This is a genomic window from Tsukamurella pseudospumae (genome assembly GCF_001575205.1).
GTDB classification, from domain to species: Bacteria; Actinomycetota; Actinomycetes; order Mycobacteriales; family Mycobacteriaceae; genus Tsukamurella; species Tsukamurella pseudospumae.
This window is the reverse complement of sequence record NZ_LSRE01000012.1, coordinates 198,035-223,112: the sequence shown is the minus strand read 5'-3', so window position 1 is coordinate 223,112 and position 25,078 is coordinate 198,035. Positions and strand designations below refer to the sequence as shown.

Below are 25,078 nucleotides of genomic sequence, written 5' to 3'. Positions count from 1 at the left end.
ATGCAGGTGCACAAGGTGATCACCAACATCGCGGTCGACGACATCGACGCCGCCCGCGGCTTCTACGCCGACTTCCTCGGCCTGTCCGACGAGGAGTTCAACCTCGGCTGGGTCGCCCGCTTCTCCTCCCCCGACCATGCCGCCAGCGTGCAACTCGTGACCGGCGACCGCACCGCGGAGATCGACTCCGACATCTCCGTGATGACCGAGGACGTCGAGGCCGCGTGGGCGGAGGCGCAGGCCTCGGGCTACGAGATCGTGCACCCGCTGACCAGTGAGGAGTGGGGCCCGCGACGGTTCTTCGTCCGCGCCCCGGACGGCACGGTGGTCAACGTCGTCGGCCACCCGCACTGACGGCTCACGAATTCGAATTCTGCGGCATCGCAGGGTGCGCAAGAGCACACGTGACGCCGCAGAACTCGAATTCGTGAACCGCTAGCGCGTCGCCAGGTAGTCCGGGCGACGGGCGTCGGCCGCGAAGGGCTCGCCCAGCTCGTTCGACGCGGCGTTGAACACGACGAACAGGTTGGACCGCGGGTACGGTGAGATGTTCCCGGCGGAGGCGTGCAGGCAGTTGCAGTCGAAGTACAGTGCGCTGCCCGCACCTCCGGTGACCTGCTCGATCCCGTATTCGTCGGCCATCGCAGCGATGACGCTCTCCTCGGGCGTCCCGAACGGCGGGCGGTAGGACTTCAGCGACTGGCGGTGGTACTCCCCCGGCGTCCGGCCGACGCACGAGACGAACCGGCGGTGCGATCCCGGCATGATCATCAGCGATCCGTTGAACGGCGTGTTCGGCGTGAGCGCCAGCGAGACGCTCACGGCGCGGGGCGTCGGCATGCCGTCCTCGGCGTGCCAGGTCTCGAAGTCGCTGTGCCAGTAGAAGGGCCCGCCGGCGAAACCCGGCTTGAGGTTCACCCGGCTCTGGTGCACGTAGACCTCGTCACCGAGCAGCTGCCGGGCGACACCGGCGATCTCGTCGCGGGCGATGATCGACGCGATGCGCTCGCTGAGCTCGTGCACCGCGAACACCGAACGCACACTGCCGTCCGAGGTCTCGCGGATCACGCGCTCGTCCGGCCCGAGCCGTGCCGTGACCGCGTCGATCTCCGAGCGCACCTCACGGATGTCACCGGCATCGAGCACGCCCTCCACCGCACGGAAGCCGTGCGTCGCGAAGTGGTCGACGGCACCGTCGGGCCAGGGTCCGGAACGTCCGGGCCAGACGACGGGGTCGCGTCGATCCTGGATCTCACTGGTGTCGACGCGCGTCGGGTAGTGGTCGGTGAGCGTCGCTGCGTGGTTCATCGATTCCTTCCGTCCGTGCAGTGCGTTCCACTGCTGCCTCACGGCGCGGACGTCCGACGGTGACCGATGCCCCTTCTCGACCCGGCGCCGTGGCATCGCCACGCCGCGCACCCGACCCTGCCAGGGTCCGGGACGAGTGTCCAACTCAGCCGGTCAGTCCCACCAGAACGACCAGTGGGTCCATTCGGTCAGGCCCTCGCGGTACGCGGCGGTCCCCTCACCCCGGTCGACGTTGTCGGGGCAGAAGGCGTAATGCTCGGACAGCACACCGTCGAGCTGCTCGGGAGACTGCGGCGGGCGCGCGACCTGCAGCATCAGGGCGTCGTCGCCGATCGACACGGGCACTGCGCCGAACCGCTCCTCCCACGAGCGCAGCACCGACGAGACCTCCGTGCCGCTCAGCCCGTCGTCGCTCGCGCCGAGCCAGCCGACCGCGTGCGGCACGTCGGCGGGTCGCGCGACGGGCACGAGCAACAGCGCGCCGGCGCCCTCCACGTCGAGCGCGCCGGCGGGCAGCTCAGCGCCGGGCACCGCCGCGGCCAGTGCGGTCACGGCCGCCGGGCGGTCGGGGTCGGCGTCCGGATCATCGGCATCTGCGTTCTCGGCGCCGAGCCGCAGGAGCACGGGTAGGGCGTCGCCGACGGTGCTCTCCGGCCCGGCGAGTTCACCGTCTCCCCACGGCTGCCCCAGGTCTCCCCCGCTCCATGCCGCGTCGTCGCCGACGTCGCCCGGGACGTCGCCGTCCCACGAGTCCGGGCCGTCCTGGCCACGGCCGTGCGCCTGCAGCGGCCACAGTCCGGTGGTGCCGAAGACGGCCGCGAGGTCGCGGATCAGCGCACCCAACTGGTCGGCGGGCACCACATCGGCGCTGATCCAGGCGATCTCCTCGCCGCCCTGCGAGTTCACCGCCTTGCCCGGCGGGAGCTTCACACCCCCGATCTCGGTGGTATCGGCGGCGGGCAGCTTTCCGGGGGTGGCTCGGAACATCGTCGAACGCCTTTCATCGGGGGGAGGAGAGCACGTCGGCCCGGCACCGTCGATGACGATGCCGGGCCGACGAGGGTGCGGTTCCTACAGGTTGATCATGTGGCCGGCGAGGCCGTGGATCGACTCCTGCAACGCCTCGGACAGCGTGGGGTGCGTGTGCACGTTGCGGGCCAGCTCGTTGACGGTGAGGTCCCACTTCTGCGCGAGCGTGAGCTCGGGCAGCAGCTCGGAGACGTCGGGGCCGATGAGGTGGCCGCCGAGCAGCTCGCCGTACTTGGCGTCGGAGACCAGCTTGACGAAGCCGACGGGCTCGCCGAGGCCCTGGGCCTTGCCGTTCGCCGAGTAGGGGAAGGTCGCGGTCTTGACGTCGTAGCCCTCGTCCTTCGCCTGCTGCTCGGTGAGGCCGAACGAGGCGACCTGCGGCTGGCAGAAGGTGGCGCGCGGCATCATGCGGTAGTCGCCCAAGGCCTGGGTCTCGGCCCCGGCGATGGTCTCCGCGGCCACGACGCCCTGCGCCTCGGCGACGTGCGCCAGCTGCAGCTTCGCGGTGACATCGCCGATGGCGTAGACGCCGGGCACGTTGGTGCGCATGAAGTCGTCGATGGCGATGGCGCCGCGCTCGGTGAGGGCGACGCCGGTCTTCTCCAGGCCGAAGCCCTCGGTGCGCGGCGCGAACCCGATGCTCATGAGCACCTTGGAGACGGTGATCTCGCCCGGCCCCTTGGGGCCGGTGTACTTGACGACGACCTGCGAGCCCTGGTCGTCGACCGACTCGACCTTGGTGGAGGTCAGGATGTTCACGCCCAGCTTCTTGTACTGCTTGGCGATCTCCTTGGAGACGTCGGCGTCCTCGTTCGGCAGCGCGCGGTCCAGGAACTCGATGATCGTGACGTCCACGCCGTAGTTCTTGAGGACGTAGGCGAACTCCATGCCGATCGCGCCGGCGCCGACGATGGCGATCGACGCGGGCAGCTCGCGGGTGAGGATCTGCTCCTCGTAGGTGACCACGTTGTCGGACAGCGTGACGCCGGGGAGCAGGCGGACCGTCGAGCCCGTGTCGATGATCACGTTGTCGGCGGTCACCGTCTGATCGCCCACCTGGATGGTGTGCGCGTCCACGAAGACGCCGTAGCCGTTGATCTCGGTGATCTTGTTCTTCTTCATCAGGAAGTGAACGCCCTTGACGATCCCCTCCGACACCTTGCGGCTGCGGTCGAACGCAGCCCCGAAGTCGAACGAGACGTCACCGGAGATGCCGAAGAGCTGCGCCTTGTGCGTGAAGGTGTGCGCCAGCTCGGCGTTCTTCAGGAGTGCCTTCGACGGGATGCAGCCCACGTTCAGGCACACACCGCCCCAGTACTTCTCCTCGATGACCGCGACCTTCTGCCCGAGTTGGGCGGCGCGAATAGCGGCGACGTAGCCTCCTGGGCCGGCGCCGAGAACAACAGTGTCAAAGTGATCAGCCACGGGATTCAGCGTAGCCCTACTGTGGTGTCCATGGACCAGTACGCATGGCTCGAAGACGTGGAATCCGCCACTGCCCTCGATTGGGCCCGGGCCCGCAACGCCGAGAGCACGGCACGCCTGACCGGACCGCGGTTCGACGAGCTCGAGTCGCGTGTCCTCGCGATCCTCGACACCGACCAGCGCATCCCCTACCCGGTCCGCCGCGGCGAGCACCTGTGGAACTTCTGGCGCGACGCCGACCACCCCTACGGCCTGTGGCGCCGCACCACCCTCGAGTCCTTCCGCACCGACAGCCCGGAGTGGGAGGTCGTCATCGACGTCGATGCCCTCCGCGAGGCCGAGGGCGAGAACTGGGTCTGGGGCGGGGCGGCCGTCCTACGCGGGGAATCGCCCGACGGTGCGCGGTACGACCGGGCGCTCGTCTCCCTCTCGCGCGGCGGCGCCGACGCGAGTGTGGTGCGCGAGTTCTCCATCTCCCGCCGGGAGTTCGTCGACGGTGGCTTCTCACTCCCGGAGGCGAAGAGCCGGATCGCGTGGATCGACAAGGACACCGTTTACGTGGGAACGGATTTCGGTCCGGGATCGCTCACCGACTCCGGGTATCCGCGGCTGGTGAAGCGGTGGCGGCGCGATACCCCGCTGGGGCACGCGGACCTCGTGTACGAGGGGCACCACTCGGACGTCTCGATCGGCGCGGGGTACGACGACACCCCCGGCTACGAGCGGCATTTCGTCACCCGCGCGATCGACTTCTACAACAGCGAGATCTACCTGCTCTCGCCGGACACGTTGGCACTGGAGAGGATCGACGTCCCGACGGATTCCGACGCCGACGTCCACGAGTCACGGCTGCTGGTGCGCCCGAAGTCGGCGTGGGAGCTGCCCGGTGGTGTGGTGGAGCCGGGCGCCTTGGTCGCCTTCGATTTCGACGCGTACCGGGCGGGCTCACGCGAGCACAGCACCGTCTTCACGCCCGACGCGCACACCGCCCTCGCCGGGTACGCCTGGACCAAGTCGTATCTGTTGCTCTCGACGATGCGCGACGTGCGCTCGGAGCTGCACACCCTCGAACCGGGAACCTGGGAACGCCGGGAGACACGCGGCTTCCCCGAGCTGGCCGAGATCGGCGTGTACTACACGGACCCGCGCGAGGGCGACGAGATCTTCGCCACCGCCAGCGGTTTCACGCTTCCGCCCACGCTTCTGCACGGCGAGGCCGGCGGCTCCGTTGAGCCGCTGAAGTCCGCGCCCGCGTTCTACGACGCCGAGGGCGTGACCTCCGAGCAGTTCTTCGCGACCAGCGACGACGGGACGCAGGTCCCGTACTTCGTGGTCCGCCGCCCGCAGGAGGACCCGCAGCCGACCCTGCTCTACGGCTACGGCGGCTTCGAGGTCTCCCTCACACCGGACTACACCGCCGTGTCCGGCGCGGCGTGGATCGAGCAGGGCGGGGTGTACGTGCTCGCGAACATCCGCGGCGGCGGCGAGTACGGGCCCGATTGGCACACAGCGGCTCTCAAGGAGAACCGGCTGCGCGCGTACGAGGACTTCGCCGCGGTCGCGAAGGATCTCGTGGCCCGCGGCATCACCACGCGGGCGCAGTTGGGCGCGCAGGGCGGGTCGAACGGCGGGCTGCTCATGGGCGTGATGTACACGCGGTACCCGGAGTTGTTCGGCGCCATCGTCTGCCAGGTTCCGCTGCTGGACATGCGGCGCTACCACCAGCTCCTTGCCGGGGCGTCGTGGATGGCGGAGTACGGCGACCCCGACGATCCCGCGCAGTGGGCGTACATCAGCGAGTACTCGCCGTACCAGAACCTGCCCGAATCCGCCGGTGCGCCCGGAGATCTGCCCGCGCTTCTGGTCACCACGTCCACCCGCGACGACCGCGTGCACCCGGCGCACGCCCGCAAGTTCGTCGCGGCGCTCGAGGCGCGCGGCATCGACGTGGACTACTACGAGAACATCGAGGGCGGCCACGGCGGCGCGGCCGACAACAAGCAGGCGGCGTTCAAATCCGCTCTCGCCTACGAGTTCCTGTGGCGCGAGCTGGGATCCGCGGAGTCCTGATGCCGGTCCGCACCGCCCGGTCGCTGGCGATCTTCATGGGGCTGATGACCATCGCCTGGTCGGTCCTGGGCCTGCACGCGTACCCGCTCGTCGCCGCGATCGGCGCGGTGCTGGGCGCGGCGATCGCCCTCGGCGCGGTCGTCACCGCCCGGCGGGGCGCCCCGGCCCCGGCACCGCCGTCGCCCGGGACCGGAGAGGCGAAGGCCCGCCAGGTGTTCCGGATCGCGGTCGCGCTGGAGACGGTGGCGATCCTGGCCGCGATCGTGGTCCTCAACAAGACCGGTCACCCGGAGTTCATCATGCCGTCGATCGCGCTGGCGGTAGCGCTGCACTTCTTCGTGTTCCTGGTGAGCCAGCCGAGGTTCGCGCTGCACGTCGTCGCCGGCACGGTGGGCACCGTCGGCGCGGTCGCCGCGATCGTGCTCATGGCCACGGGCACCGTCGGGACCGCTGCCGGCCACGCGATCGCCGGCGGGGCGCTCGCGCTGTGCACCCTGGCCTACGGGCTGACCTTCCTCCGCGTCGTCATGTCGAACACCACCGGCCGCGGCCGGAACTGAGAGGACACATCATGCTCGCAGCTTTCTCGATCAGCCCCATGGGCGGCGACCAGAGCCCCGACGGCGGCGTCGCCGCAGCGGTCGCGGAGGCCGTCGCCATCGTGCGCGCCTCAGGCTTGCCGAACGAGACCACGTCCATGTTCACCACCATCGAGGGCGAGTGGGACGAGGTGATGGGCGTGATCAAGGCATGCGTGGACCGCCTGGCCGAGTCCGCCCCGCGGGTGTCCCTCGTGGTCAAGTGCGACATCCGCCCCGGCCACACCGGCCAGCTCACGGCCAAGCTCGAACGGATCGAGCAGCACCTCCGCGACAACGATCACTGACCGTCACGCGAGGCCCGACTCGGCGTCGCCACCCCTCCCGCGGAAGTTCTTCACCCGTCATCGGGTTGCAACCCACTACTCAGCGAGAGACTCCCGCGGGAGAACGGTCGCGGCCGGGCCGCAGGACTTCATGAGTGCCGACCACCATGTCATACTGTGGCGCATGTTACTAAAGAGGCGCCAGGTGCTCATGAGGTTCGCCGCGATCCCCGCGGCGGCCGTCGCCGCATCGCTGGCGATCCCGCACGCCGCAGCAGCCGACGCCGACAAGGCCCTGCTGGACGCCGCCATCGCGGCAGCTCCGAGCGCGCGCGAGGTCATCACGGTCGCGGCACCGTCGTTCTCCTCGACGGACGTGCAGGTCTCGGCGTGGGCGCTCCTCCAAACGGGCTGGACGAAGGTCTTCGGGCCGGTCCCGGGCAAGGTCGGGGAGCAGGGCATCGGCGAAGGCAAGGACGATGTCCCCCGCACCCCGTTCGGCGTCTTCGCGCTGGACCAGGCGTTCGGCCGGCAGGAGAACCCCGGCACGACGCTGCCGTACACCAAGGTCACCGATCAGCAGTGGTGGGACGGCAACCAGAGCTCACCGACCTACGACACGATGGTCACCCGCGCCACCAGCCCCGGCCCGGGCAGCGAGAACCTCTACGGCGCCGGTCCCGTCTACGACTACGCCGTGCATTTCAACAACAACCCGTCCCACACGCCGGGCAAGGGCGGCGCCATGTTCCTGCACGTCACAGACGGCAAGCCCACTCTCGGCTGCGTCGCGATCAGCAAGGAAGGCATGGTCACTCTTCTGAAATGGCTGGCGCCCGCACACAACCCGGTGCTCGTCACCGGCCTCGCCGGGTAGCCATGCGCCACACGCATGGCTCATCTCCCAAAAATCACCACTGACCTGCAGTTTCGCAGCCATGCGCCGCACGCATGGCTCGTGCGATCGACCATGCCACTCCGCCGAGACGCGCTACACCTTCTGCGCGATCCATCCCGACAGCGCGGGGATCACCGCATCGGGCGAGAGGATCCACTGGTTGTGGCCCAGCGGTTCCGCGATCCGTCGATGCACGGACGCGGGGAACTTCTCCCCCACGAACCGGGACTGCTCGTCGCTGACCAGTTCGTCGCCGGCGATGGCCAGTGTCAACACCGGCGTCTTCGTTCCCGCCAGCCGCGCCTCGTAGTCCACGTCCGCTCCGGAGACGTTGAAGTCGCCCGTCTGCACCAGGTGGTCGAAATCGCGGACGATGCCCTTCGGAACCTCTCCCAGCCCGTCGGGACCGGACCAGTGGCCCCGTCGGGCCGCGGTACGCGCGGCGACGGAGGTACCGATTCGGCGGGCGGCGCCGGACAGCCCGTCGAGCTTGTAATAGCCCGTGCCGCAGGCGATCAGGACCACCCCGGCCAGGTTCCGCCGGGCCCGCGCGGCGTACATGACACCCATCAGCCCACCGAGGCTGTGCCCCACCAGGATCCGCGGCGCACCGGGGAACTTCTGCCGCGCCAGGGCGGACACCGCCGGGTAGTCCTCCACCACCACGTCCTGGAAGCCGTGGGAACCGCCGGCACCGCGGGGCCGCGAATCGCCCTGCCCCCGTAGCTCGGCCACCACCGCGTTGAAGCCCGCGTCGATGAGCCCACGCCCGAAGTCGTCGAAGTACCCGGCGGGCACGTTCACGCCCGGCCAGATCATCAGTACGGGCGCGGCCGGGTCCGGCCCGCGGAAGATCCGGACGGGGTTCGTGGTCCCGTCCTGGTAGGTCAGCGTCGCGACGGTCGGCCGGGCGGTGGAACTCACCAGTCCCGCCGTTCGGCCCGCCGCGCCGCGACCGCGCCGAGCCCGCCGAAGATCAGCCCCAGCAGCGCGAGCGCGCCGCCGACCGCCGCCTCGGTCACGATCCACGGGGTCAGGCTCTTCGTCACCTGGCTCAGCGCCGCGTCGATGACCGGGCTCAGTCCGCCGGTGCCGCTGCGGCCCGTCACGTACGACGGTGCCGCCACGCACAGCATCCAGGTCACGCCCGCGGCGACCGCGCCGCCCAGCCCCAGGTAGAACAGCATGAATCCACGACGGTGCGCGGCGAGCAGCGCCAGCAGCGCGGCGACCACCGCCACCAGCGGCGCGATCCACGCGACCTGCTTCAACTTGTCGGCGATCTCGGCGTACCGTCCGGCCCGGAACAGGTCCCGGTTGGCGCCCGTGCCGGACAGGTCGATCGTGACCCGCTCGGGAACCGTCACCTTCACGTTGTTCGCCTCGGCGACGGACGTGATCATCGGCGCGAGGTCGATCTCCGCAGTGGTCGCGCCGCGCAACCGCTGCTCGGCGGTCGGCCGCACCAGCAGCCACGTGTGCACCTGCCCGATCGCCTCCTTGAAGGCGCCCGGGAACTGCGGGCCGTGGGTGTAGGTCGAGACATAGGGCGTGATCGCGGACAACGGCGGGCGCGCGTCCCCCTGCTCGGTGAGCAACCGCTGCACCTGCTGGGCGATCTCCTGCGCCATGGCGTCCTGCACCGCCGGGTCGTGCCCCAACGGCTCCATGAGCGTCATGAACGCGCCGCGGTCGAGCACGGTGTTCTTCGCCCAGACGGCGGGGACCGCCACGAAGGTGGCCAGGATCGCCACCAGAACGAGGAGGAAGGCCGTCAGAGAACGCACGGCGACAACGGTACTCGACGGTGCCGCCGGGCCCGGTCCGCTCGGCGCACCGTCGGCCCCGCGAACCGGCCCGCGCGGCGCACCGTCAGTCCCCGATCAGGTCCCGGCCGCGCCCGACGATGAGAGGATCCGGTCCCGACGCGAGGACCTCCATGTCCTTGTTGTCGTAGTCGAACTTGTCGAGGATGTAGCGCATGGCGTTGAGGCGGGCGCGCTTCTTGTCGTTGCTCTTGACCACGGTCCAGGGCGCGTAATCGGTGTCCGTCGCCGCGAACACCTCCTCCTTCGCCGCGGTGTAGCCGTCCCACTTGTCCAGCGACGCGAGGTCCATCGGCGAGAGCTTCCACTGCCGCACGGGGTCGATCTGCCGGATCGCGAAGCGGGTGCGCTGCTCGAGCTGGGTCACGGAGAACCAGAACTTGGTCACGTCGATGCCGTCTTCGACCAGCATCTTCTCGAACAGCGGCACCTGGTGGGTCCAACGCTCGTGCTGCTCGTCGGAGCAGAAGCCCATGACCCGCTCGACGCCGCCGCGGTTGTACCAGGAGCGGTCGAACAGGACGATCTCACCCTTGGTCGGGAAGTGGTCGATGTAGCGCTGGAAGTACCACTCGCCGGCCTCACGCTCGGTGGGCTTGACCAGCGCCACCACGCGCGCGCCACGCGGGTTGAGGTGCTCCATGAACCGCTTGATGGTGCCGCCCTTGCCGGCGGCGTCGCGGCCCTCGAACACGATGACCAGGCGCTGGCCGGTGTCCTTGACCCAGCGCTGCAGCTTGAGCAGCTCGATCTGCAGCAGCCGCTTGTCCCGCTCGTACTCCGAACGCGCCATCCGCTCGGAGTACGGGTAGCCCTCGCGCCACGTGTCCACGACGTGCCGCTCCGGGGTGAGCAGCACCGGATCGTCGTCATCGTCGTCGTTCACGGAGAAGCCCTCGGTCGCCCGGAGGTCGACGATCTTCTGCAGTGCCTCGCGGCCGCTGACCGCGCTCAAATCGATGCCCACGGGCAGGTCGAGATCCATCACGGCCGGAAGCGTACGGGCAGGTCCGGACCGGCGGGTGAACGTCGCATGAACGCGGGGTGCATCCGACCCGCGTAAACTCCTCGGCGATGCCTACCACCGCCAACCGCGCACGCCGGCGCGCCGAACACCTCGGTCCCGAGCGTCGCCGCCCCCAGGTCCTGGACGCCGCGCTGGAGATCGCCGCGCGCGACGGTCTCGGTGCCGTGACGATCGGCACCGTCGCCGACCGCCTGCAGGTCACGCGCCCCGTGATCTACTCGTGTTTCCCGGACCGCGTCGCGCTCATCACCGAGCTGCTCGACCGCGAGACCGAGACGATGATGGCCTTCGTCCTCGCATCGCTGCACAGCGCCCACGGGGAGGATCCCGAGCAGGCCTTCATCATCGGCATGCGCGGCCTGCTCGACGCGGTGAACGAACGCGCCGACACCTGGCAGTTGTTGTTCTCCGGCGTCACCGACCCGGAGGTCGTGCACCGCGTCGTGGCCGCCCGCGCCACCCTGGCGCGGCAGGCGGAGGAGTGGATCCGGCCCGCGCTCACCCGGTGGTGGGACATGCAGGGCCTCGATGAGAAGCTGCCGATGCTGATGGAGCTCTTCGTCTCGGTCTGCGAGGCGGCAGTGCGGTCGATGCTCGCCGACCGCCCCGACGACGCCCCCGCCTCCTGGCGCGGCGATTCCGAGCGGATCGGCACGTTCTACGGTTCGGCCGTCTACCGCGCCTTCCACGACGCCTGACGGTCCGCCCGCCGGTACTGCCGGCGGCCCGTCCCGGTCCGCCCGCCCGACGGTCCGCCGTCACCTCACCGATGCCGGGACCAGGCGGCCCAGAGCCGGGCGTACCGTCCGCCCGCGGCGCGCAGGCTCTCGTGCGTGCCCTCCTCGACGATGGCGCCGTGCTCCATCACCAGGATCCGGTCGGCGCGCGCCGCCTGGCTCAGGCGGTGCGCCACCACCATCGCCGTGCGCCCGGCGAGCGCGGCCTGCGCGGCGTCCTCGAGGACGTCGGCGTCGGCGCTGTCCGCGTCGGCGGTGGCCTCGTCGAGGATCACCACCGGCGGATCCAGGAGCACCAGCCGGGCGAGCGCCAGCTGCTGCTCACGCTTCGGGGTCAGGGCGTGCCCGCCGGCCCCGACGACGGTGTCGAGTCCGTCGTCGAGCATCTCCACCCACTCGCGGGCGCGAACGCGGTCCAGTGCGGCGCGCAGATCGTCGTCGGTGGCATCGGGCGCGGCCATTCGCAGGTCCTCCGCGAGGGTCCCGGCGAAGACGTGCACGTCCTGCGTGAGCAGCACGGGCGCGGCGTCCTCGGGGAGCGTCGCGAGGTCGGTGCCGCCGATCCGGACCGCGCCGGCGTCGGGCACGTGCACCCCCGCGATGAGCGCGGCGAGCGTCGACTTGCCCGCACCGGAGGTGCCGACCACGGCCACCGTCTCCCCCGACTCGAGGGCGACGCTCACCCCGTCGAGCACGCGGCGCGCGCCGCCGTACCCGAAGGCGACGCCGTCGACCTCCACGCGGGGCGGCCCGTCCGTCCGGTTCACCACGCCCGACGGTGCGCTCTCCCCGTCCGCCAGCCGGATGACGCCGACGATGCGGGCGAGCGAGGCGCCCGCGGACTGGATGTCGTCCATCACCATGAGCAGGGCACCGATGGGTCCGAACAGCCGCAGGAAGAGCAGCATCGCGGTGGTCACGGCGCCGACGGTCGCGAGCTCGCGATCGACGAGCGCGTAGCCGAGCAGCAGGATGGTGGCCATGCCGACGAACTCGGCGAGGTTGACCCGGCCGAACAACCGGTTCTGCACGATCCGCGCCCGCATCGTCCAGCGCACGACGCCCCACGACGCGGTGCTCACCCGCAGGCTCGAGCGCTCCATGAGGTCGAAGGCGTGCACCGTGGGCAGGCCGCGGATCGAGCCGAGCATGTGGTGTGCACGCACTGCCATCGCCGCCCGTTCTGAGCGGTAGACCGGGGGCGCGGTGCGCACGTACATGCGGGCGCCCAGCGCGTACACGGGCAGCACCACGAGCACCACGAGCAGGAACCGCCAGTCGAGCGCGGCGAAGCCGCCGATGGTGACGACGACGGAGAAGCCCGACCGGGCGAGTGCGGGCACGCCCCGCGAGATCGCCTGGCTGACAACGCTGACATCGTCGGTGGCGCGGGAGACGAGGTCGCCGGAACCGGCCTCCTCGACGCGCGCCTGCGGGAGCCGGAACGCGGCGCCCACCATGGACTCGCGCAGCCGCGCGAGGGCGGTCTCGAAGAGCTGGGCCGTGAGCGCGATCCCGATGCCGGTGAACGCAGCCGACGCGATGGCCGCGACCACCATGAGGCCGCCGATGCGCAGTACCTCGAGGTATCCGCCGTCGTCGATGGCGATGTCGACCATCGCGCCGAATCCCCAGGGCACGGCGAGGCCGAGGGCGGCGCCCACGAGCAGGACCGCGAACACGACGAGCAGCGGCCCGCGTTTCCCGGTGAGCAGCCCGCGGGCGTAGCGGAAGGTCTCGCGTCCGCCCGCGACGGGCAGGGCGCCCTCGGCGGTGTCGGTGGCGATGGTCATGCGCGTACCTCCGGTGCGGCCGTGACGATCTCGTCGTCGCGGCTCAGCGTGAGCACGGTGTCGGCCGCGGCGATGAGCGTCGGAGACTGCGTGAACACCACCGTCGCGAGGCCCGCGCGCGCCGCGCCGAGTCGCTCGGCGATGGTGGCCTCGGTGACGGAGTCCACGGCGCTCGTCGGGTCGACGAGTACGAGGGTCCGGGTGTCGGTCGCCAACGCGCGGGCCAGCGCGACGCGCTGCCGCTGGCCGCCGGACAGTAGCCGGCCGGCCTCGCCGACGGGCGTCTCGAGCCCGTTCGGGAGCACCTCGAGGACGTCGTCACAGGCGGCGGCGAGCAGCGCGGCGGCCACCCGGTCGGGCGCCGCGTCGGCGCCCACGTTGTCGGCGACGGTGCCCTCGAACAGGGTGGTGGCGTGCGGCGCGACACGCACGGCCCGCAGCGCGGCCGGCTCGTCGAGCGTGTACAGGTCCGTGGTCCCGACGGTGACCGACAGGCCGGGGTCCGGGGCGCCCGTCCGGGCGAGCAGGGTGGTCGCGGCGGTCGCGGTCCCGGGGTCGCACACGACGGCGGTGACGCCGACGGACGGGAGCTCCAGGTCGACGGTGCCGCCACCCACCGGCAGTCCCGTGATCCGCACGGGCACGGCACCGTCGGGATCGGCGACCGTGCCGGCGTCCCGGGCGTACCGCGCCTGCAGCACCATGAGCACGCGCTTCGCCGAAGCGTTGCCGGCGACCCAGAACTTGCCGAAGTTGGTGCCCATCGCCTGCAGCGGCGACATCACCACCTGGGTCAGGCCGACGACGGTGATGAGCTGCCCCACGCTGAGGTCACCGTGCACGGCCTGCACCCCGGCCAGCACACCCACGACTACGACGAAGACCGCGGCGACGGCCTCCATCGAGCCGACATAGGCGCCCTCCGAGCGGCGGGCGCGGATGACGGCGGCCAGGGCGCGGGCGCTCGCCGCGCGGTAACGCCGGTCGGCCTCCCTCTCGGCGTGCATGCCCTTGACCACCCGGAGCCCGGCGACGAGATCGGCCGCGGAGCCCGCGGCCTCGCCCGCCGCCCGCTGCTCGGCCTCGCTCCGGGCGCGCAGTGCTGCGCCCGCCTTGTCGAGGCACCAGAGCATCGCGGGGGCGCCGAGCAGCACGAGCAGGCCGAGCTGCCAGGAGATCGACAGCAGCACGACGCCGCAGAAGACCACCGCCGCCAGCTCGCCGACCGGATAGAGGCCGAGCGCGACCGACATCGCCAGCCGCTGCACGTCCGAGGTGGCGATCGACAGCAGCACGCCCGGCGGGTGGCCGCCACCCAGGCCGCGCGGGTCGAGGATCCGGTCGGTGACCTGCGTCCGCAGCCGATGCTGCACCGTGTTCATCCCGAGGAAGCCGATCCGTGAGCCGAACCGGAAACTGAAGGACAGGAAGGCGAACAACACGCCCAGCAGCAGCACCCAGCGCACCGTCGATCCCCAGTCGCCGGTCTTGATCGCGCGGTCGATGGCGAGCCCCATCACGACGGGGACGAGCGCCTCGCCCACCTGGTGCCCGATGATGAGCAGCCCCGCGGGGAGCGTGCGCGACGGGTTGCCGAACATGGTGCGCAGCACCAGTGAGCGGGGCGTGGTGTCGTCGTCGACGCCGATCGGCCGGTGGTCCGGCTGCTGCTCGGGCGCCTCGAAGAACACCGGCAGGCGGCTGCCGGTCCAATCGGTCATCGGGTCAGCTCCGGGCGGTCTCGGTGACGAGGAAGGGTCCGAGCACGGTGCGCAGCTTGTTGTGCGTCTCGGTGAGCTCGGCCCGCGGGTCGGACGCGCCGACGATGCCGCCGCCCGCGTAGGCCCGCAGCGCTGTCCCGGCGACCTCGGCGCAGCGGATGCTCACGCGCCAGTGCCCGTCGCCGCTCGCGTCGGTCCACCCGACGGCGCCGGCGTAGAAGCCCCGCTCGCCCTCGATGTCGGCGATGGCGCGGGCGGCGCTCGCGCGGGGGAAACCGCACACCGCCGGGGTCGGATGCAGGGCCAGCGCCAGGTCGAGGGCGGTGGTCGACGGGTCGCGCAGCGTCCCGGCGATCCTGGTTCCGAGGTGCCACACGGGCCCGGCCCGGGTCACCGACGGTGCGCCGGGCACGTCCAGCTCGGCGCACAGAGGCGCGAGCGCGGCCGCGATCTCGTCGACGACGTAGGCGTGCTCCTCGCGGTCCTTCTCGGAATCCAACAGGCCCTCGGGCGTCGACGCGGTGCCCGCGAAGGGGTGGCAGTAGACGGTGTCGCCCATCCGCGCGACGAGCACCTCGGGGCTCGAGCCGACCAGCGCGCGCCCGCGGAACGCGTCGCCGGCAGCCGCGAGGTCGACGGCGAAGGCATTGCCCTCGAGATCGCGGTCCGCCAGCGCTGCGGCCACGGCGAACGGATCGAGCGGCTCGGCGGCCTCGAAATCGACCGCGCGCGCGAGGACGACCTTGCGCAGGTCCCCGGGGCCGGTGATGAGCCGGACGGCCCGCTCGACCCGCGCCACGTGCTCGGCGGGCTCGGGGTGCTGGGCGGTCAGCGTCAGGGTCGGCAGTTCCGCTGCGGGGCGCGCGGGCAGGGCGCCGAATCGGACGGGCACCGTCAGCGCGGCGGGATCGTGCAGGTCGAAGGGCAGGGCGCCGACGACGACGGGAGCGCTCCCGTCGCGCAGGGCCGCGGCCGCCGCGTGCGGGTCCGGGAACACCGCGCGGACGCCGCTCCCCGCGTGGGACCGCCCCGCAGCGGTCAGCAGGAAGTGCGGCTGCTCGCCTTCCTGAGTCATCGCAGTGCCTCCAATACCCGATCCGTGCTCTCCACTCTGCCGCATCGAGTGGACACGTAGGTGAGTGCGCGCTCGTGATCCTCCACCGAGAAGTCCGCGACGGCGTCGCGCACCACGTAGGGCTGGACATCCCGCATGAACGCGTCGAGGGCGGTGGTCATGATCCCGATGTGGGCGTAGATCCCGGCGATCACCAGCTGGTCGCGGCCCCACGCGCGCATCCGCTCGGCGAGGTCGGACTTGGCGAACGCGCTGTAACGCCACTTGGTGAGCAGTACGTCGTCGGCCGCCGGGGTGAGCTCGGCGATGATGTCCTGGTTCGCGGTGGCCAGCCCGGGCCCCCAGAAATCGGTGAGCAGCGCCCGCTCCTCGGGGTCCTGGTCCCCCGGCTGCGCGGTGTAGACGACCGGCATTCCTGCGGCGCGCGCCGCGGCGCGCAGGGCCACGATGTTCGGCACGACGGTGCGCAGCGGCTCGGCGTCGCGCCGGAACGGGCCGACGAAGTGCTCCTGCATGTCGTGGATGAGCAGCACGGCCCGGCCGGGTTCGACGGCCCAGTCGACGGTGTCGGCGCACTCGATGCCGGGCAGTTCGTAGACGATGCTCTTGGGCAGGCTCATTGCTTGTCCTCCTGGTCCGCCCTGGAGAGCTGCTCCGCCAGGGTGCGCCGCAGCTCGCGGCGACTGATCTTGCCGACGCCCGTGGTCGGGAACTCGTCGGCGAACACGATGCGATCGGGCACCTTGTACTCGGCCACGCCCCGGGCGCGGACGAACTTCTTCAGTTCGGGAACGGTCGGCCGCGCGCCCGCGGTCAGGACGACGGCGCAGGACCGCTCGCCGAGGAAGTCGTCGGCCACGGCCACGACCGCCGCGTCGATCACGGCGGGGTGCGCGATGAGGTGGTTCTCGACCTCCTCGGCGGCGATCTTCTCGCCGCCGCGGTTGATCTGGTCCTTCGCGCGGCCCTCCACCACGAGGTGCCCGCTCGGCAGCCGCCGGACGATGTCCCCGGTGCGGTAGAAGCCCTCGGCGTCGAAGGACTCGGCGTCGACGCCGCCCAGGTAGCCACGGATCGTGTACGGGCCGCGCGTCCAGAGGAGGCCGGGCTCGCCGTCGGCGACGGGGAGGCCGTCCTCGTCGAGCACGCGCACCTCGTCGTCGGGCGAGATCGCCCTCCCCTGGGTGCCGAGCACGAGATCCTCGGGATCGTCCGCACGCGTGTAGTTCACGAGCCCCTCGGCCATGCCGAAGACCTGCTGCAGCCGGCAGCCCAGCTCGGGCTCGACGCGGCGCGCGGCCTCGGGGGTGAACTTGGCGCCGCCCACCTGCAGGACCTCGAGGCTGGACAGGTCCGCGGTCGCGGTGGGCCGGGCCTGCAGCCAGAGCATCGCGAGCGGCGGCACGAGCGAGGTCATGGTCACCTTCTCGGCCTCGATCAGCGGGAAGGCCCGCGACGGTGCCGGGTCGGTCCCCAACACGACGGTGCCGCCGGCCCACAGCACTCCGAGGATGCCGGGGCTGCTCATCGGGAAGTTGTGCGCCACGGGCAGGACCACCAGGAACCGGGTACCGGGTCCGAGTCGGCAGATCGTGGCGGACTCGCGGACCGAGTACAGGTAGTCGGCGTGGGTGCGCGGGATCAGCTTCGGCACGCCGGTAGTACCGCCCGAGAGCTGCAGGAAGGCCAGGGATTCCGGTTCGACGGTGACCGGCGTCCCGCTCGCTACGCTCCCGGCGACGGTGACCGGCGTCCCGTCCGCGTTCCCGGCGCCGAAGGGCTCGTCGTCCACCACGAACGCCCGCACGCCGGTCTCCGCAGCGACCTCTGCGGCGAGGCCGCGGTGATCGAACCGGTTGATCGACGCGGCGGTGACGAGCGCCTTCGCCCCGGCCGTCAGTACGAAGTGGGTGAGCTCGCTGCGACGGTGCGCGGGGAGCGCGAACACGGGGACCGCACCGATCCGGAACAGCCCGAACAGGACCGAGACGTACTCGACGGTGTTCGGCAGCTGCAGCACGACGCGGTCGCCCGCTCCGATGCCGCGGGCGACCAGCCCCGCCGCGATGGCCGCGGCGGCGGCGTCCAGCTCGCGATAGGTCAGGCGGACCCGATCACCCGTGCGGTCCTCGCCCACGAGGGCCTCGGCGTCGCCGAACCGCTCCGCGGCCTCCGGAAGGAAGCCGGCGAAGGTGTCGCCGTTCCAGTACCCCGCCGCGCGGTAGCGCTCCGCGAACTCGGGCGGGAAGTACCGGGTCTCGGTGCTGGTCATGCGGTGGCTCCTCCGTCGACGGTGAGTACCTGCGCGGTCACGTGCCGCGCGTCGGGCGAGAGCAGGTACTCGATCGCCCCGGCGATGTCGTCCGCATCGGCGATGCGGCCCAGCGGGATTCCGGGCCGGTGCCGCGACAGGTCGCCGGCGATGGCCGCCTCGGCGGCCGCGGCGCCGCCGAACGCCGTCTGCATCGGCGTCGCGGTCGAGCCGGGAGCGACCACGTTGACCCGCACGCCGCTGCCCGCCACCTCGAGCGCCAGGGCCAGTGTGAGGTTGTGCGCGGCGGCCTTCGACGCGCCGTACACGCCCAGGCCCACGCGGGGGCCGTTGCCGGCGTTGGACCCGACGACGACGGCGGAACCCGTTCCGCGTTCGGCCATCCGGGAGACGACAGCGGTGAGGACGTTCGCGGTGCCGGTCAGGTTCACGCCGAGTGCGGCCGCGATGTCGGCGGCGGACGCATGGAGCACGGGCCCGGTCACGAGGACTCCGGCGCAGTGCGCGAGCGCGTCGACCGGCCCGCCTGCGCGCTCGGCGGCGTCGAGGGCCGCGAGCACGGCGGCGCGGTCGGTCACGTCGACCACGTGGGAGGACGCCGTGCCGCCCGCGGCGGACACGGCGCGCGCGGTGGCGACCAGGCCGTCGGCGTCACGGTCGGCGAGGGCGACGGGTCCGCGCCGCGCGAGCCGCAGGGCGGTCGCGGCACCGATTCCCGACGCCGCGCCGGTCACGAATGCGTGCATCAGTGGTCGTCCTCGTCGAAGTCGGCGACGCCGAGCTTCCAGTAGCCCGTGATGTCCTGGTCGTGCTTGGGCAGTTTCCACGCCTCGGCGACCCAGCGGCGCAGGGGCTTGAGCACCCCGGCCTCGCCGGCCAGCCAGCAGTACCACCGCTCACCGTCGGGTACCTCCTGCGGGAGCTCGGCGACGGCACGCTCCAGCACGTCGGAGGTGCCGGGCGCGGCCTCGCCGCGGTGCAGCCAGCGGACCTGGAAGCCCGGCGGCGGGTCGAGCGGGATCTCCTCGGAGGCGTCGATCACCTCGATGAGCGCCCAGCCGGCGGCGTCGCGCGGCAACTCCTCGAGCCAGCGGTCCATCGCCGGCAGCGCGGTGATGTCGCCGGCCATGAGGTACCGGTCGTAGCGCGGGGGCACGATCACGCCGCCGGGCGGGCCGGCCACGTGGATCCGCGCGCCCGGGGCGACCGCCTCGGCCCAGTCCGAGCCGAGGCCACCCGGGTGCAGGGCGATGTCGATGTCGAGCTCGCCCGCGGCGGCGTCGTAGCGGCGCACGGTGTACTCGCGGGTGATCGGCCGCGGGTCGCGAGGCCAGTGCAGCATGAGCCCGTCCTTGCGCGGCAGGTTGAGTTCGCCGCTCTCCTCGGGGTAGAGGAACTTGATGTGATCGTCGGCGGCGTGGGTCTGGAAGCCCTCGAGCTCGGGGCCTCCGAGGGTCACCCGGATCAGGCCTGCGCCCACCCGTCGGGTGCCGCGGATCTCCAACTCGCGCATGCCGATCGGGTAGGGCACGCGCTCGGCGCCCTCCGTCGCACCGCCGAGCACCTCGGCGATCCGCTCGTGATGTCGAGCGCGGTGATCGGTTCGTGCCATGTCGATGGTCCTGTTCGTCGGGCTGGGCTGGGCTGGGCTGGGCTGGGCTGGTGGTCGCGACGGGCGGGTCAGGTGCCGAGGTAGGCGCCGGAGTCACCGAGGATCTTGGCGGCGGGGTGTTCGGCGCCGTCTGCGGTGCGGACACGCTCGACGACGAGGGCGGGGTTGCCGCCGCGCCAGGCCTCGGGGCCGGCGACGACGGCGATGCCCTCGCCGTCGGGGACGCATACCCGCCCGGGCGTGCCGCCGTACCGCTTGGTGGAGACGGACGCGGCGGTGATCGCCAGTCGCTCACCACGGAAGACGGTGTGCGCGTTCGGGTACGGGTCGGACTGCGCGCGGATCAGGCGTTCGATCGCGTCGGCCGGCCAGGACCAGTCGATCGCGCTGTCGGAGTCGGAGCGCTTGTGGAAGTACGTCGCCGCGGCGGGGTCCTGCGGGATCGGCTGTGCGGTCCCGGCTTCCAGCTCGCCGAGGGACCGGGCGACCAGCGGGCCGATCAGGTCGACGGTGCGGTGGAACAGGTCGACGGTGCGGTCGGCGGGCCCGACGGCGATCGACTCCTGCGCGATGATCGGACCGGTGTCGAGCCCGTCGTCCATGAGGTGCGCGGTGACCCCGACATGGGTCTCGCCGTTGATCAGCGCCCAGATCAGCGGCGAGAAGCCGGCGTAGCGGGGCAACAACGAGTCGTGGATGTTGAGCGTGCCCAGGCGCGGCATGTCGTAGATCGACTTCGGCAGCCAGGTGCGCCAGTTGTTGGCGACGATGATGTCCGGATCGGCCGCTGTGACGGCCTCGAACAGGGCGTCGTCGGGCTTCTTCGCGAGGTGCACCGGCACGCCGCGGTCGGTGGCCAACTGCTCCACCGAGTCGTTCCACATCATCTCGTACGGGTTGTTCGACACGGGATGGGTCACCGCGAGGGTGACCTCGTGGCCCGCGTCGAGGACGGCGGACAGCGTGCGGTGGCCCCAGGTCTGGAAGCCGAAGGTGACGACGCGCATCATGCTCCCTTCGCGACGGTGGTGAGGGCGGTGTCGGCGACGAGTCCGTCGAGGATCTCGCCGGAGCGGACGGCGACGTTCGACAGCAAGGTCGACCCGAGGCCGTGGGTGGATTCGGTGGCACCCTGCACGTACAGGCCGGCGACGGGCTCGCCGTCGATGGTGAGGCGGTAGTCGCGGCCGACGCCCAGGCGCTCGGGCGCCACGTCCCATCCGGCGAGCACGTCGGAGACGCCGATCGAACGGAAACCGGTGGCGCACACGACGGCCGTGTAGTCGGCGGTGTCGGTGACGCCCGCGAGGCGGTCGTGCAGGTCCACGCGGACCCCGGTGTCCGACGGTGCCGCGGAGACCACGGCGGTCGCCGGGCGCATGACCAGGCGGCGGCGCCCCGTGACCTTCTCCTGGTACTCGACGGCGAAGAGCTCGTTGATCAGCTCCAGGTCGACGCAGCCGTAGTTGGTGGTGGCGTGCCGGGTCATCAGCTCGGCGCGCACCTCCGCCGGCGCGTCGTAGAAGTCGTCCACGGCCTGCGGGTCGAACACCCGGTTGGCGTACGGGCTGTCGTCTGCGGGCTGGAAGCCGTAGGAGTTGAACGCGCACTCCACCACGGCCTCCGGGTAGCCGCGGTGCAGGTACTGCGCGACCTCCGCCGCACTCTGACCGCCGCCCAGCACCAGGAAGCGGTGCGGCGCCGTGGGGTCGAGCGCGGCGGCATCGAGGTGCTCGAGCAGTCGGTGGTTGTGGAACAGCCGGGGTCCGGTCTCGGCCCACTCGGGAACACGCTCGCGCAGCCCCGTCGCCACGACGACGGAGCGGGCGCGCAGTTCCCCCGCACCGTCCGGGCCGGTGTACCGGACGAGCCACCGCGCACCGTCGACGGCGATGCCGTCGAGCCGCTCGACGGAGGTGACCGTGGTGCCGTACTCGATGCGCGCGGCGACGGTCTCGGCCACCCAGGAGAGGTAATCGGTGAACTCGACCCTGGTCGGGAAGAAGGTCTGGTGATTGATGAAGTCCACGAGCCGCCCTCGCGCCTCGAGGTAGCTCAGGAAGGTGAACGGGCTGCGTGGATTGCGCAGGGTCACCAAGTCCTTGAGGAACGCGATCTGCATGGTCGCACCGTCGAGCAGCATGCCGGGGTGCCACGCGAAGGACGGTTTGCGTTCGAGCACGGTCATCGAGATCGGGGGCAGGCCGGTGCGATTGCGCTCATCGACGGCGGCGGCCAGGCCCAGGTTGGACGGGCCCGCCCCGATCCCGATCACGTCGACGATCGCGTGCTGCTGTGCCATGTGTCTCCCTCGTGCTGACCAACTTAGATAGGATAGGCATACCTGAAATTCGGTACGGTTCGCCAGTCGATCCACTCGCTGTGTCCAGTGCCACAGCCCCGACGAACCAGGAGAGAAACCGTGTTCTTCCGACCCCGACTCGCGCGATCGGCGCTGGTCATCACCACTGCCGCAGCACTTCTCGCGGGCACCGCGGCGTGCGGCTCCACCCCCGCCGGCGAGGACCACGCGCAGCACGACGCAGGCTTCCCCGTCAGCATCACCAGCTCGCTCGGCACGGCCGAGATCACGCAGCGGCCGCAGCGCGTCGTGACCCTCGGCTGGGGCAGCACCGAGGCTGCGCTCGCGCTCGGCGTCACTCCGGTGGGCATGCGCGACATGAAGTCCGACTCGGGCACCGTCGACGGGATCCTGCCCTGGGTCAAGGACCGGCTGGGCGACGCGAAACCGGTTCTGCTGCAGGAGACCAGCAAGGCGATCCCGATCGAGGAGATCGCCGCGCTCAAGCCGGATGTGATCCTGTCGGTGCAGTCCGGGCTCACCGCGGACCAGTACGCGCAGCTGAGCCGGATCGCCCCCACCGTGGCGCAGCCGGGCCGCGCCTGGCAGACCTCGTGGCAGGATCAGACCACGATCGTGGGCAAGGCGCTCGGTCGCGACGCCGAGGCGAAGCAGCTCGTCACCGACACGGATCGACGCATCGGCGAGGCGAAGACGGCGCACCCGGAGTTCGCGGGGAAGACGGTCGCGGCGGCCAGCGCCACCACCACGGACAGCCTGAACCTGTACTTCGACACCGATCCGCGCGTGCAGCTGCTGCAGGGCCTCGGCTTCACCCCGCTGCCGGGCCTGGCGAAGCTCCGCGAGGAGTCGCCGGCCGGCAAGTTCGCGGTGCCGGTCAGCTGGGAGAAGGTCTCGCAGTACAACGCGGACGTCCTCACCGCCTGGTACCTCTCGCCCGAGACCCAGCGGACGGTCGAGGCCAACCCGGTGTTCGCGAGCCTGACCGCGGTGCAGCGCAAGTCCTATGTGCCACTGACCGATCCGCCACTGGTGTTCGCCGTGAGCTCGCCGAACGCATTGAACATGCCGTGGCTGCTCGAGCGCTACACACCGCTGCTCAAGGCCGCCGTCGACTCCGTTCGCTGACACGGCTACAACCCGGCGGCCTCAAGGGCCTGTTCGTAGAGATCCGTCGCCTCGTCGCGGGAGAGTCCCGCAGCGAGGGCGTCGGCGAACACGCCGCGGAGCCGGTCCTCGCCCACGGCTTCGAACCGTTTCGTCCACTCCTCGGCGTCGAACCGCCAGTAGCCGACGACATCGGCACGGTCCCGCACCCACCCCAGCCCGCGCACGTGCTTCTTGGCGGCGCGGGTGTCCGCCGCCTCTCCCGCGAGCCAGAGGTAGGCGTCGGTCGGCAGGTCGACGGTGCGCAGCAGCGCCGGCAGGCGGCTGGGCGCGGCGCCGTTGCCGGTCCCGATCGCCTCGATGATCTCGGTCCCCGGGCGGCGCGGCAGGTAGTCGATCTCGCTGCGGTCCAACACCTCCGCGATCACGGTCACCTCGATGCCCGCCGGGGTGTCCTCCAGGATCCGGGCGAGCGCGGGCAGTGCCGCCAGGTCGCCCGCGAGCACGTGCCGGACAGCGTCCCCGGGCGGCTCGTACCAGGAGCGCGGCCCGGCGGCGAGGAGCCGCCAGCCTGGCTGCGCCGCCCGGAACCAGTCGATGGCCGGGCCGTGGCCGTGTTCGGCCACGTCCACGACCATCCGCCTGGTGCCGGGGTCGTAGCTGCGCACGGTGTAGTTGCGGTGGCCGAGACTACGGGCCTCGTCGCCGATCTCCCAGCCGCCCAGCGCCTTCGGATCGTCCGACGGTACGGCCCGCAGCTCGGCACCGTCCGGCGAGAAGTAGAACGCGATGGACTCGTCCCCGGGGGCGATGGGGGTGTAGCCCCCGCCCGATCCCTCGCCGACCTCGAACTCGAGGCGCAGCAGGTTCCGGGCGACCTGCGAGACGCCGGTCACGGTGAGGACGAAATCGTTCCACTTCACGCTTGCACTCCGTTCTTCCTACTTCTTGCGGAAGGTCTTCTCCACCACGTCCAGCGTGTCCATCGCCCGGTCGAAGTCGGGACGCTGCACCCAGTACGGCAGGTCGTAGGCGTGGTTCGTGGTGAATGCGGGCAGCGCGGCGTACACCGGCTCGCTGCGCAGCTTGGCCACGTCGAAGGTGTCGCGGTTGAAGCCGATGATGAACACCGTCGGCTGGGTGATCACCGAGGGCAGCAGCTCACTGCTGAGTTCGAACGAGTCGCCGCCGGCCTGATAGGGCTTGTACTTCCCGCTCGCGAACAGCGGGTCGGTCGTGAAGCCCAGGCGGGCGAACTCAGCGGGCAGGCCGCGGTTCTCGATGAGCACGAAGGGCCGCTTGTCGGCGGTCATCGACAGGAACGAGACCGGGTTCGGCGGCACCGTGATGTTGCCCTTGACCTGCTCGATGCGGGCGTCGTAGCGCTTCGCGGCGTCCGTGTAGACGTCCGGCTTGCCGAAGGAGTCCGCGATCCACTTGAACTGCTGCTGCCAGGTGTCGAGCTTGTTGTCCACGAGCACCGTGGGCGCGATCTTGCTCAGCTTGTCGTAGCTGTCGCTGGCCTGCTTGAACGGGAAGGCCAGACCGCCCGCGAGGATCAGGTCCGGCTTCTGGGCGGTGATCGCCTCGATGTCGAAGCCCGTCGAGGGCCAGGGCAGGAACTTCGTTCCGGCCTTGTCGAAGTCCGCCTTCCATGCGTCGCGGGGAACGCTGGTCTTGTCGGTCGCCTCCGGCGTCATCGCAACGATCGGCAGACCGAGGTCGAAGGCGTAGCCCGCCAAGGAGTAGTTCAGCAGCACCACGCGCTTGGGCGCGACGGGCACGGTGACCTCGCCCTTGACGGTGCTGATCGTGCGGGTCGCGGTGTCCGCCGGCGCGTCCTTCGCGCCGGAGTCGCCACAGCCGGCGACCAACGCGACCGCACAGGCAAGGGCGGCGATGATACGGAACTGTCTCTTCACGGGGGACCTTTCTTCGAGGATGTCCGTAGGTCAGGGTAGACTAACCTAGTTTTGGATAGGCATGCACT

General features: G+C 71.1%; 24 protein-coding genes. 7 read left to right on the top strand and 17 right to left on the bottom strand.

Annotated elements, in window-relative coordinates; translation table 11 throughout:
- Positions 1–354: a VOC family protein gene (locus AXK61_RS09870; protein WP_068745074.1), complete on the top strand. Its 354-nt coding sequence runs from the start codon at positions 1–3 to the stop codon at positions 352–354.
- Positions 355–435: 81 nt separating this feature from the next.
- Here the strand turns inward: AXK61_RS09870 and thpD are convergent, their stop codons facing one another.
- The 3 genes from thpD to lpdA all read right to left on the bottom strand — a co-directional run bounded on the left by thpD (position 436) and on the right by lpdA (position 3,762).
- A complete protein-coding gene (thpD, locus tag AXK61_RS09865) occupies positions 436–1,308 on the bottom strand; it encodes an ectoine hydroxylase (protein WP_068571489.1) in 873 nt (290 codons plus the stop codon).
- Positions 1,309–1,461: 153 nt separating this feature from the next.
- Positions 1,462–2,295, bottom strand: coding sequence for a DUF4253 domain-containing protein (locus tag AXK61_RS09860; protein ID WP_068571132.1), 834 nt, complete (start codon positions 2,293–2,295; stop codon positions 1,462–1,464).
- A gap of 84 nt (positions 2,296–2,379) precedes the next feature.
- The gene (lpdA, locus tag AXK61_RS09855; RefSeq protein ID WP_068745072.1) at positions 2,380–3,762 is read right to left on the bottom strand and encodes a dihydrolipoyl dehydrogenase; all 1,383 of its coding nucleotides are present in this window, start codon (positions 3,760–3,762) and stop codon (positions 2,380–2,382) included.
- On the opposite strand from lpdA, the gene AXK61_RS09850 reads away from it, so the two are divergent.
- The 4 genes from AXK61_RS09850 to AXK61_RS09835 all read left to right on the top strand — a co-directional run bounded on the left by AXK61_RS09850 (position 3,751) and on the right by AXK61_RS09835 (position 7,574).
- On the top strand, positions 3,751–5,832 hold the full coding sequence (locus AXK61_RS09850; RefSeq protein ID WP_414929994.1) for a prolyl oligopeptidase family serine peptidase: 2,082 nt from the start codon (positions 3,751–3,753) through the stop codon (positions 5,830–5,832). The two genes, lpdA and AXK61_RS09850, sit on opposite strands and share 12 nt — an antisense overlap.
- Positions 5,832–6,392, top strand: coding sequence for a hypothetical protein (locus tag AXK61_RS09845; protein ID WP_068745069.1), 561 nt, complete (start codon positions 5,832–5,834; stop codon positions 6,390–6,392). The genes AXK61_RS09850 and AXK61_RS09845 overlap by 1 nt, the downstream gene beginning before the upstream one ends.
- 11 nt (positions 6,393–6,403) lie before the next feature.
- Positions 6,404–6,718, top strand: coding sequence for a thiamine-binding protein (locus AXK61_RS09840; protein ID WP_068571136.1), 315 nt, complete (start codon positions 6,404–6,406; stop codon positions 6,716–6,718).
- A gap of 163 nt (positions 6,719–6,881) precedes the next feature.
- Positions 6,882–7,574 carry a L,D-transpeptidase family protein gene (locus tag AXK61_RS09835; protein ID WP_231855495.1) on the top strand — a complete coding sequence of 231 codons (693 nt, stop codon included), beginning with the start codon at positions 6,882–6,884 and terminating at the stop codon, positions 7,572–7,574.
- Positions 7,575–7,688: 114 nt separating this feature from the next.
- Here the strand turns inward: AXK61_RS09835 and AXK61_RS09830 are convergent, their stop codons facing one another.
- From AXK61_RS09830 to ppk2, 3 genes are all read right to left on the bottom strand, one after another.
- A complete protein-coding gene (locus tag AXK61_RS09830; protein WP_068745067.1) occupies positions 7,689–8,519 on the bottom strand; it encodes an alpha/beta fold hydrolase in 831 nt (276 codons plus the stop codon).
- On the bottom strand, positions 8,516–9,382 hold the full coding sequence (locus AXK61_RS09825; protein WP_068571139.1) for a hypothetical protein: 867 nt from the start codon (positions 9,380–9,382) through the stop codon (positions 8,516–8,518). The genes AXK61_RS09830 and AXK61_RS09825 overlap by 4 nt, the downstream gene beginning before the upstream one ends.
- Positions 9,383–9,467: 85 nt before the next feature.
- Positions 9,468–10,406: a polyphosphate kinase 2 gene (gene ppk2, locus AXK61_RS09820; RefSeq protein WP_139057923.1), complete on the bottom strand. Its 939-nt coding sequence runs from the start codon at positions 10,404–10,406 to the stop codon at positions 9,468–9,470.
- An 89-nt stretch (positions 10,407–10,495) separates the two neighbouring features.
- Here ppk2 and AXK61_RS09815 point away from each other — a divergent pair, with 89 nt between their 5' ends.
- Positions 10,496–11,146: a TetR/AcrR family transcriptional regulator gene (locus AXK61_RS09815; RefSeq protein ID WP_068571141.1), complete on the top strand. Its 651-nt coding sequence runs from the start codon at positions 10,496–10,498 to the stop codon at positions 11,144–11,146.
- A 65-nt stretch (positions 11,147–11,211) separates the two neighbouring features.
- Here the strand turns inward: AXK61_RS09815 and AXK61_RS09810 are convergent, their stop codons facing one another.
- From AXK61_RS09810 to AXK61_RS09770, 9 genes are all read right to left on the bottom strand, one after another.
- On the bottom strand, positions 11,212–12,978 hold the full coding sequence (locus AXK61_RS09810; RefSeq protein WP_068571142.1) for an ABC transporter ATP-binding protein: 1,767 nt from the start codon (positions 12,976–12,978) through the stop codon (positions 11,212–11,214).
- Positions 12,975–14,699, bottom strand: coding sequence for an ABC transporter transmembrane domain-containing protein (locus AXK61_RS09805; RefSeq protein WP_068745065.1), 1,725 nt, complete (start codon positions 14,697–14,699; stop codon positions 12,975–12,977). The genes AXK61_RS09810 and AXK61_RS09805 overlap by 4 nt, the downstream gene beginning before the upstream one ends.
- A 4-nt stretch (positions 14,700–14,703) precedes the next feature.
- Complete coding sequence (locus AXK61_RS09800) at positions 14,704–15,774, bottom strand: isochorismate synthase (RefSeq protein ID WP_068745063.1); 1,071 nt, start codon at positions 15,772–15,774, stop codon at positions 14,704–14,706.
- Positions 15,771–16,394, bottom strand: coding sequence for an isochorismatase family protein (locus AXK61_RS09795; protein WP_068571144.1), 624 nt, complete (start codon positions 16,392–16,394; stop codon positions 15,771–15,773). Before AXK61_RS09795 ends, AXK61_RS09800 begins: the two co-directional genes overlap by 4 nt.
- Entirely contained in the window at positions 16,391–18,046 is a 1,656-nt protein-coding gene (locus AXK61_RS09790; protein ID WP_068571145.1) for a (2,3-dihydroxybenzoyl)adenylate synthase, read from the bottom strand. Before AXK61_RS09790 ends, AXK61_RS09795 begins: the two co-directional genes overlap by 4 nt.
- Positions 18,043–18,792 carry an SDR family oxidoreductase gene (locus AXK61_RS09785; RefSeq protein WP_068571146.1) on the bottom strand — a complete coding sequence of 250 codons (750 nt, stop codon included), beginning with the start codon at positions 18,790–18,792 and terminating at the stop codon, positions 18,043–18,045. The genes AXK61_RS09790 and AXK61_RS09785 overlap by 4 nt, the downstream gene beginning before the upstream one ends.
- Positions 18,792–19,658 carry a siderophore-interacting protein gene (locus AXK61_RS09780; RefSeq protein ID WP_068571147.1) on the bottom strand — a complete coding sequence of 289 codons (867 nt, stop codon included), beginning with the start codon at positions 19,656–19,658 and terminating at the stop codon, positions 18,792–18,794. The genes AXK61_RS09785 and AXK61_RS09780 overlap by 1 nt, the downstream gene beginning before the upstream one ends.
- A gap of 68 nt (positions 19,659–19,726) precedes the next feature.
- Positions 19,727–20,665, bottom strand: a complete 939-nt coding sequence (locus tag AXK61_RS09775) for a methionyl-tRNA formyltransferase (protein WP_068571491.1) — start codon at positions 20,663–20,665, stop codon at positions 19,727–19,729.
- The gene (locus AXK61_RS09770; protein WP_068571148.1) at positions 20,665–21,960 is read right to left on the bottom strand and encodes a lysine N(6)-hydroxylase/L-ornithine N(5)-oxygenase family protein; all 1,296 of its coding nucleotides are present in this window, start codon (positions 21,958–21,960) and stop codon (positions 20,665–20,667) included. Before AXK61_RS09770 ends, AXK61_RS09775 begins: the two co-directional genes overlap by 1 nt.
- A gap of 120 nt (positions 21,961–22,080) precedes the next feature.
- On the opposite strand from AXK61_RS09770, the gene AXK61_RS09765 reads away from it, so the two are divergent.
- Positions 22,081–23,109 (top strand): iron-siderophore ABC transporter substrate-binding protein, encoded by a 1,029-nt coding sequence (locus tag AXK61_RS09765; protein WP_068571149.1) that lies wholly within the window; start codon positions 22,081–22,083, stop codon positions 23,107–23,109.
- 5 nt (positions 23,110–23,114) lie between these two features.
- Here the strand turns inward: AXK61_RS09765 and AXK61_RS09760 are convergent, their stop codons facing one another.
- Positions 23,115–24,011: a siderophore-interacting protein gene (locus AXK61_RS09760; RefSeq protein ID WP_068571150.1), complete on the bottom strand. Its 897-nt coding sequence runs from the start codon at positions 24,009–24,011 to the stop codon at positions 23,115–23,117.
- A gap of 18 nt (positions 24,012–24,029) precedes the next feature.
- Positions 24,030–25,010 carry an ABC transporter substrate-binding protein gene (locus tag AXK61_RS09755; protein WP_068571151.1) on the bottom strand — a complete coding sequence of 327 codons (981 nt, stop codon included), beginning with the start codon at positions 25,008–25,010 and terminating at the stop codon, positions 24,030–24,032.
- Between the last annotated feature and the right edge of the window lie 68 nt (positions 25,011–25,078).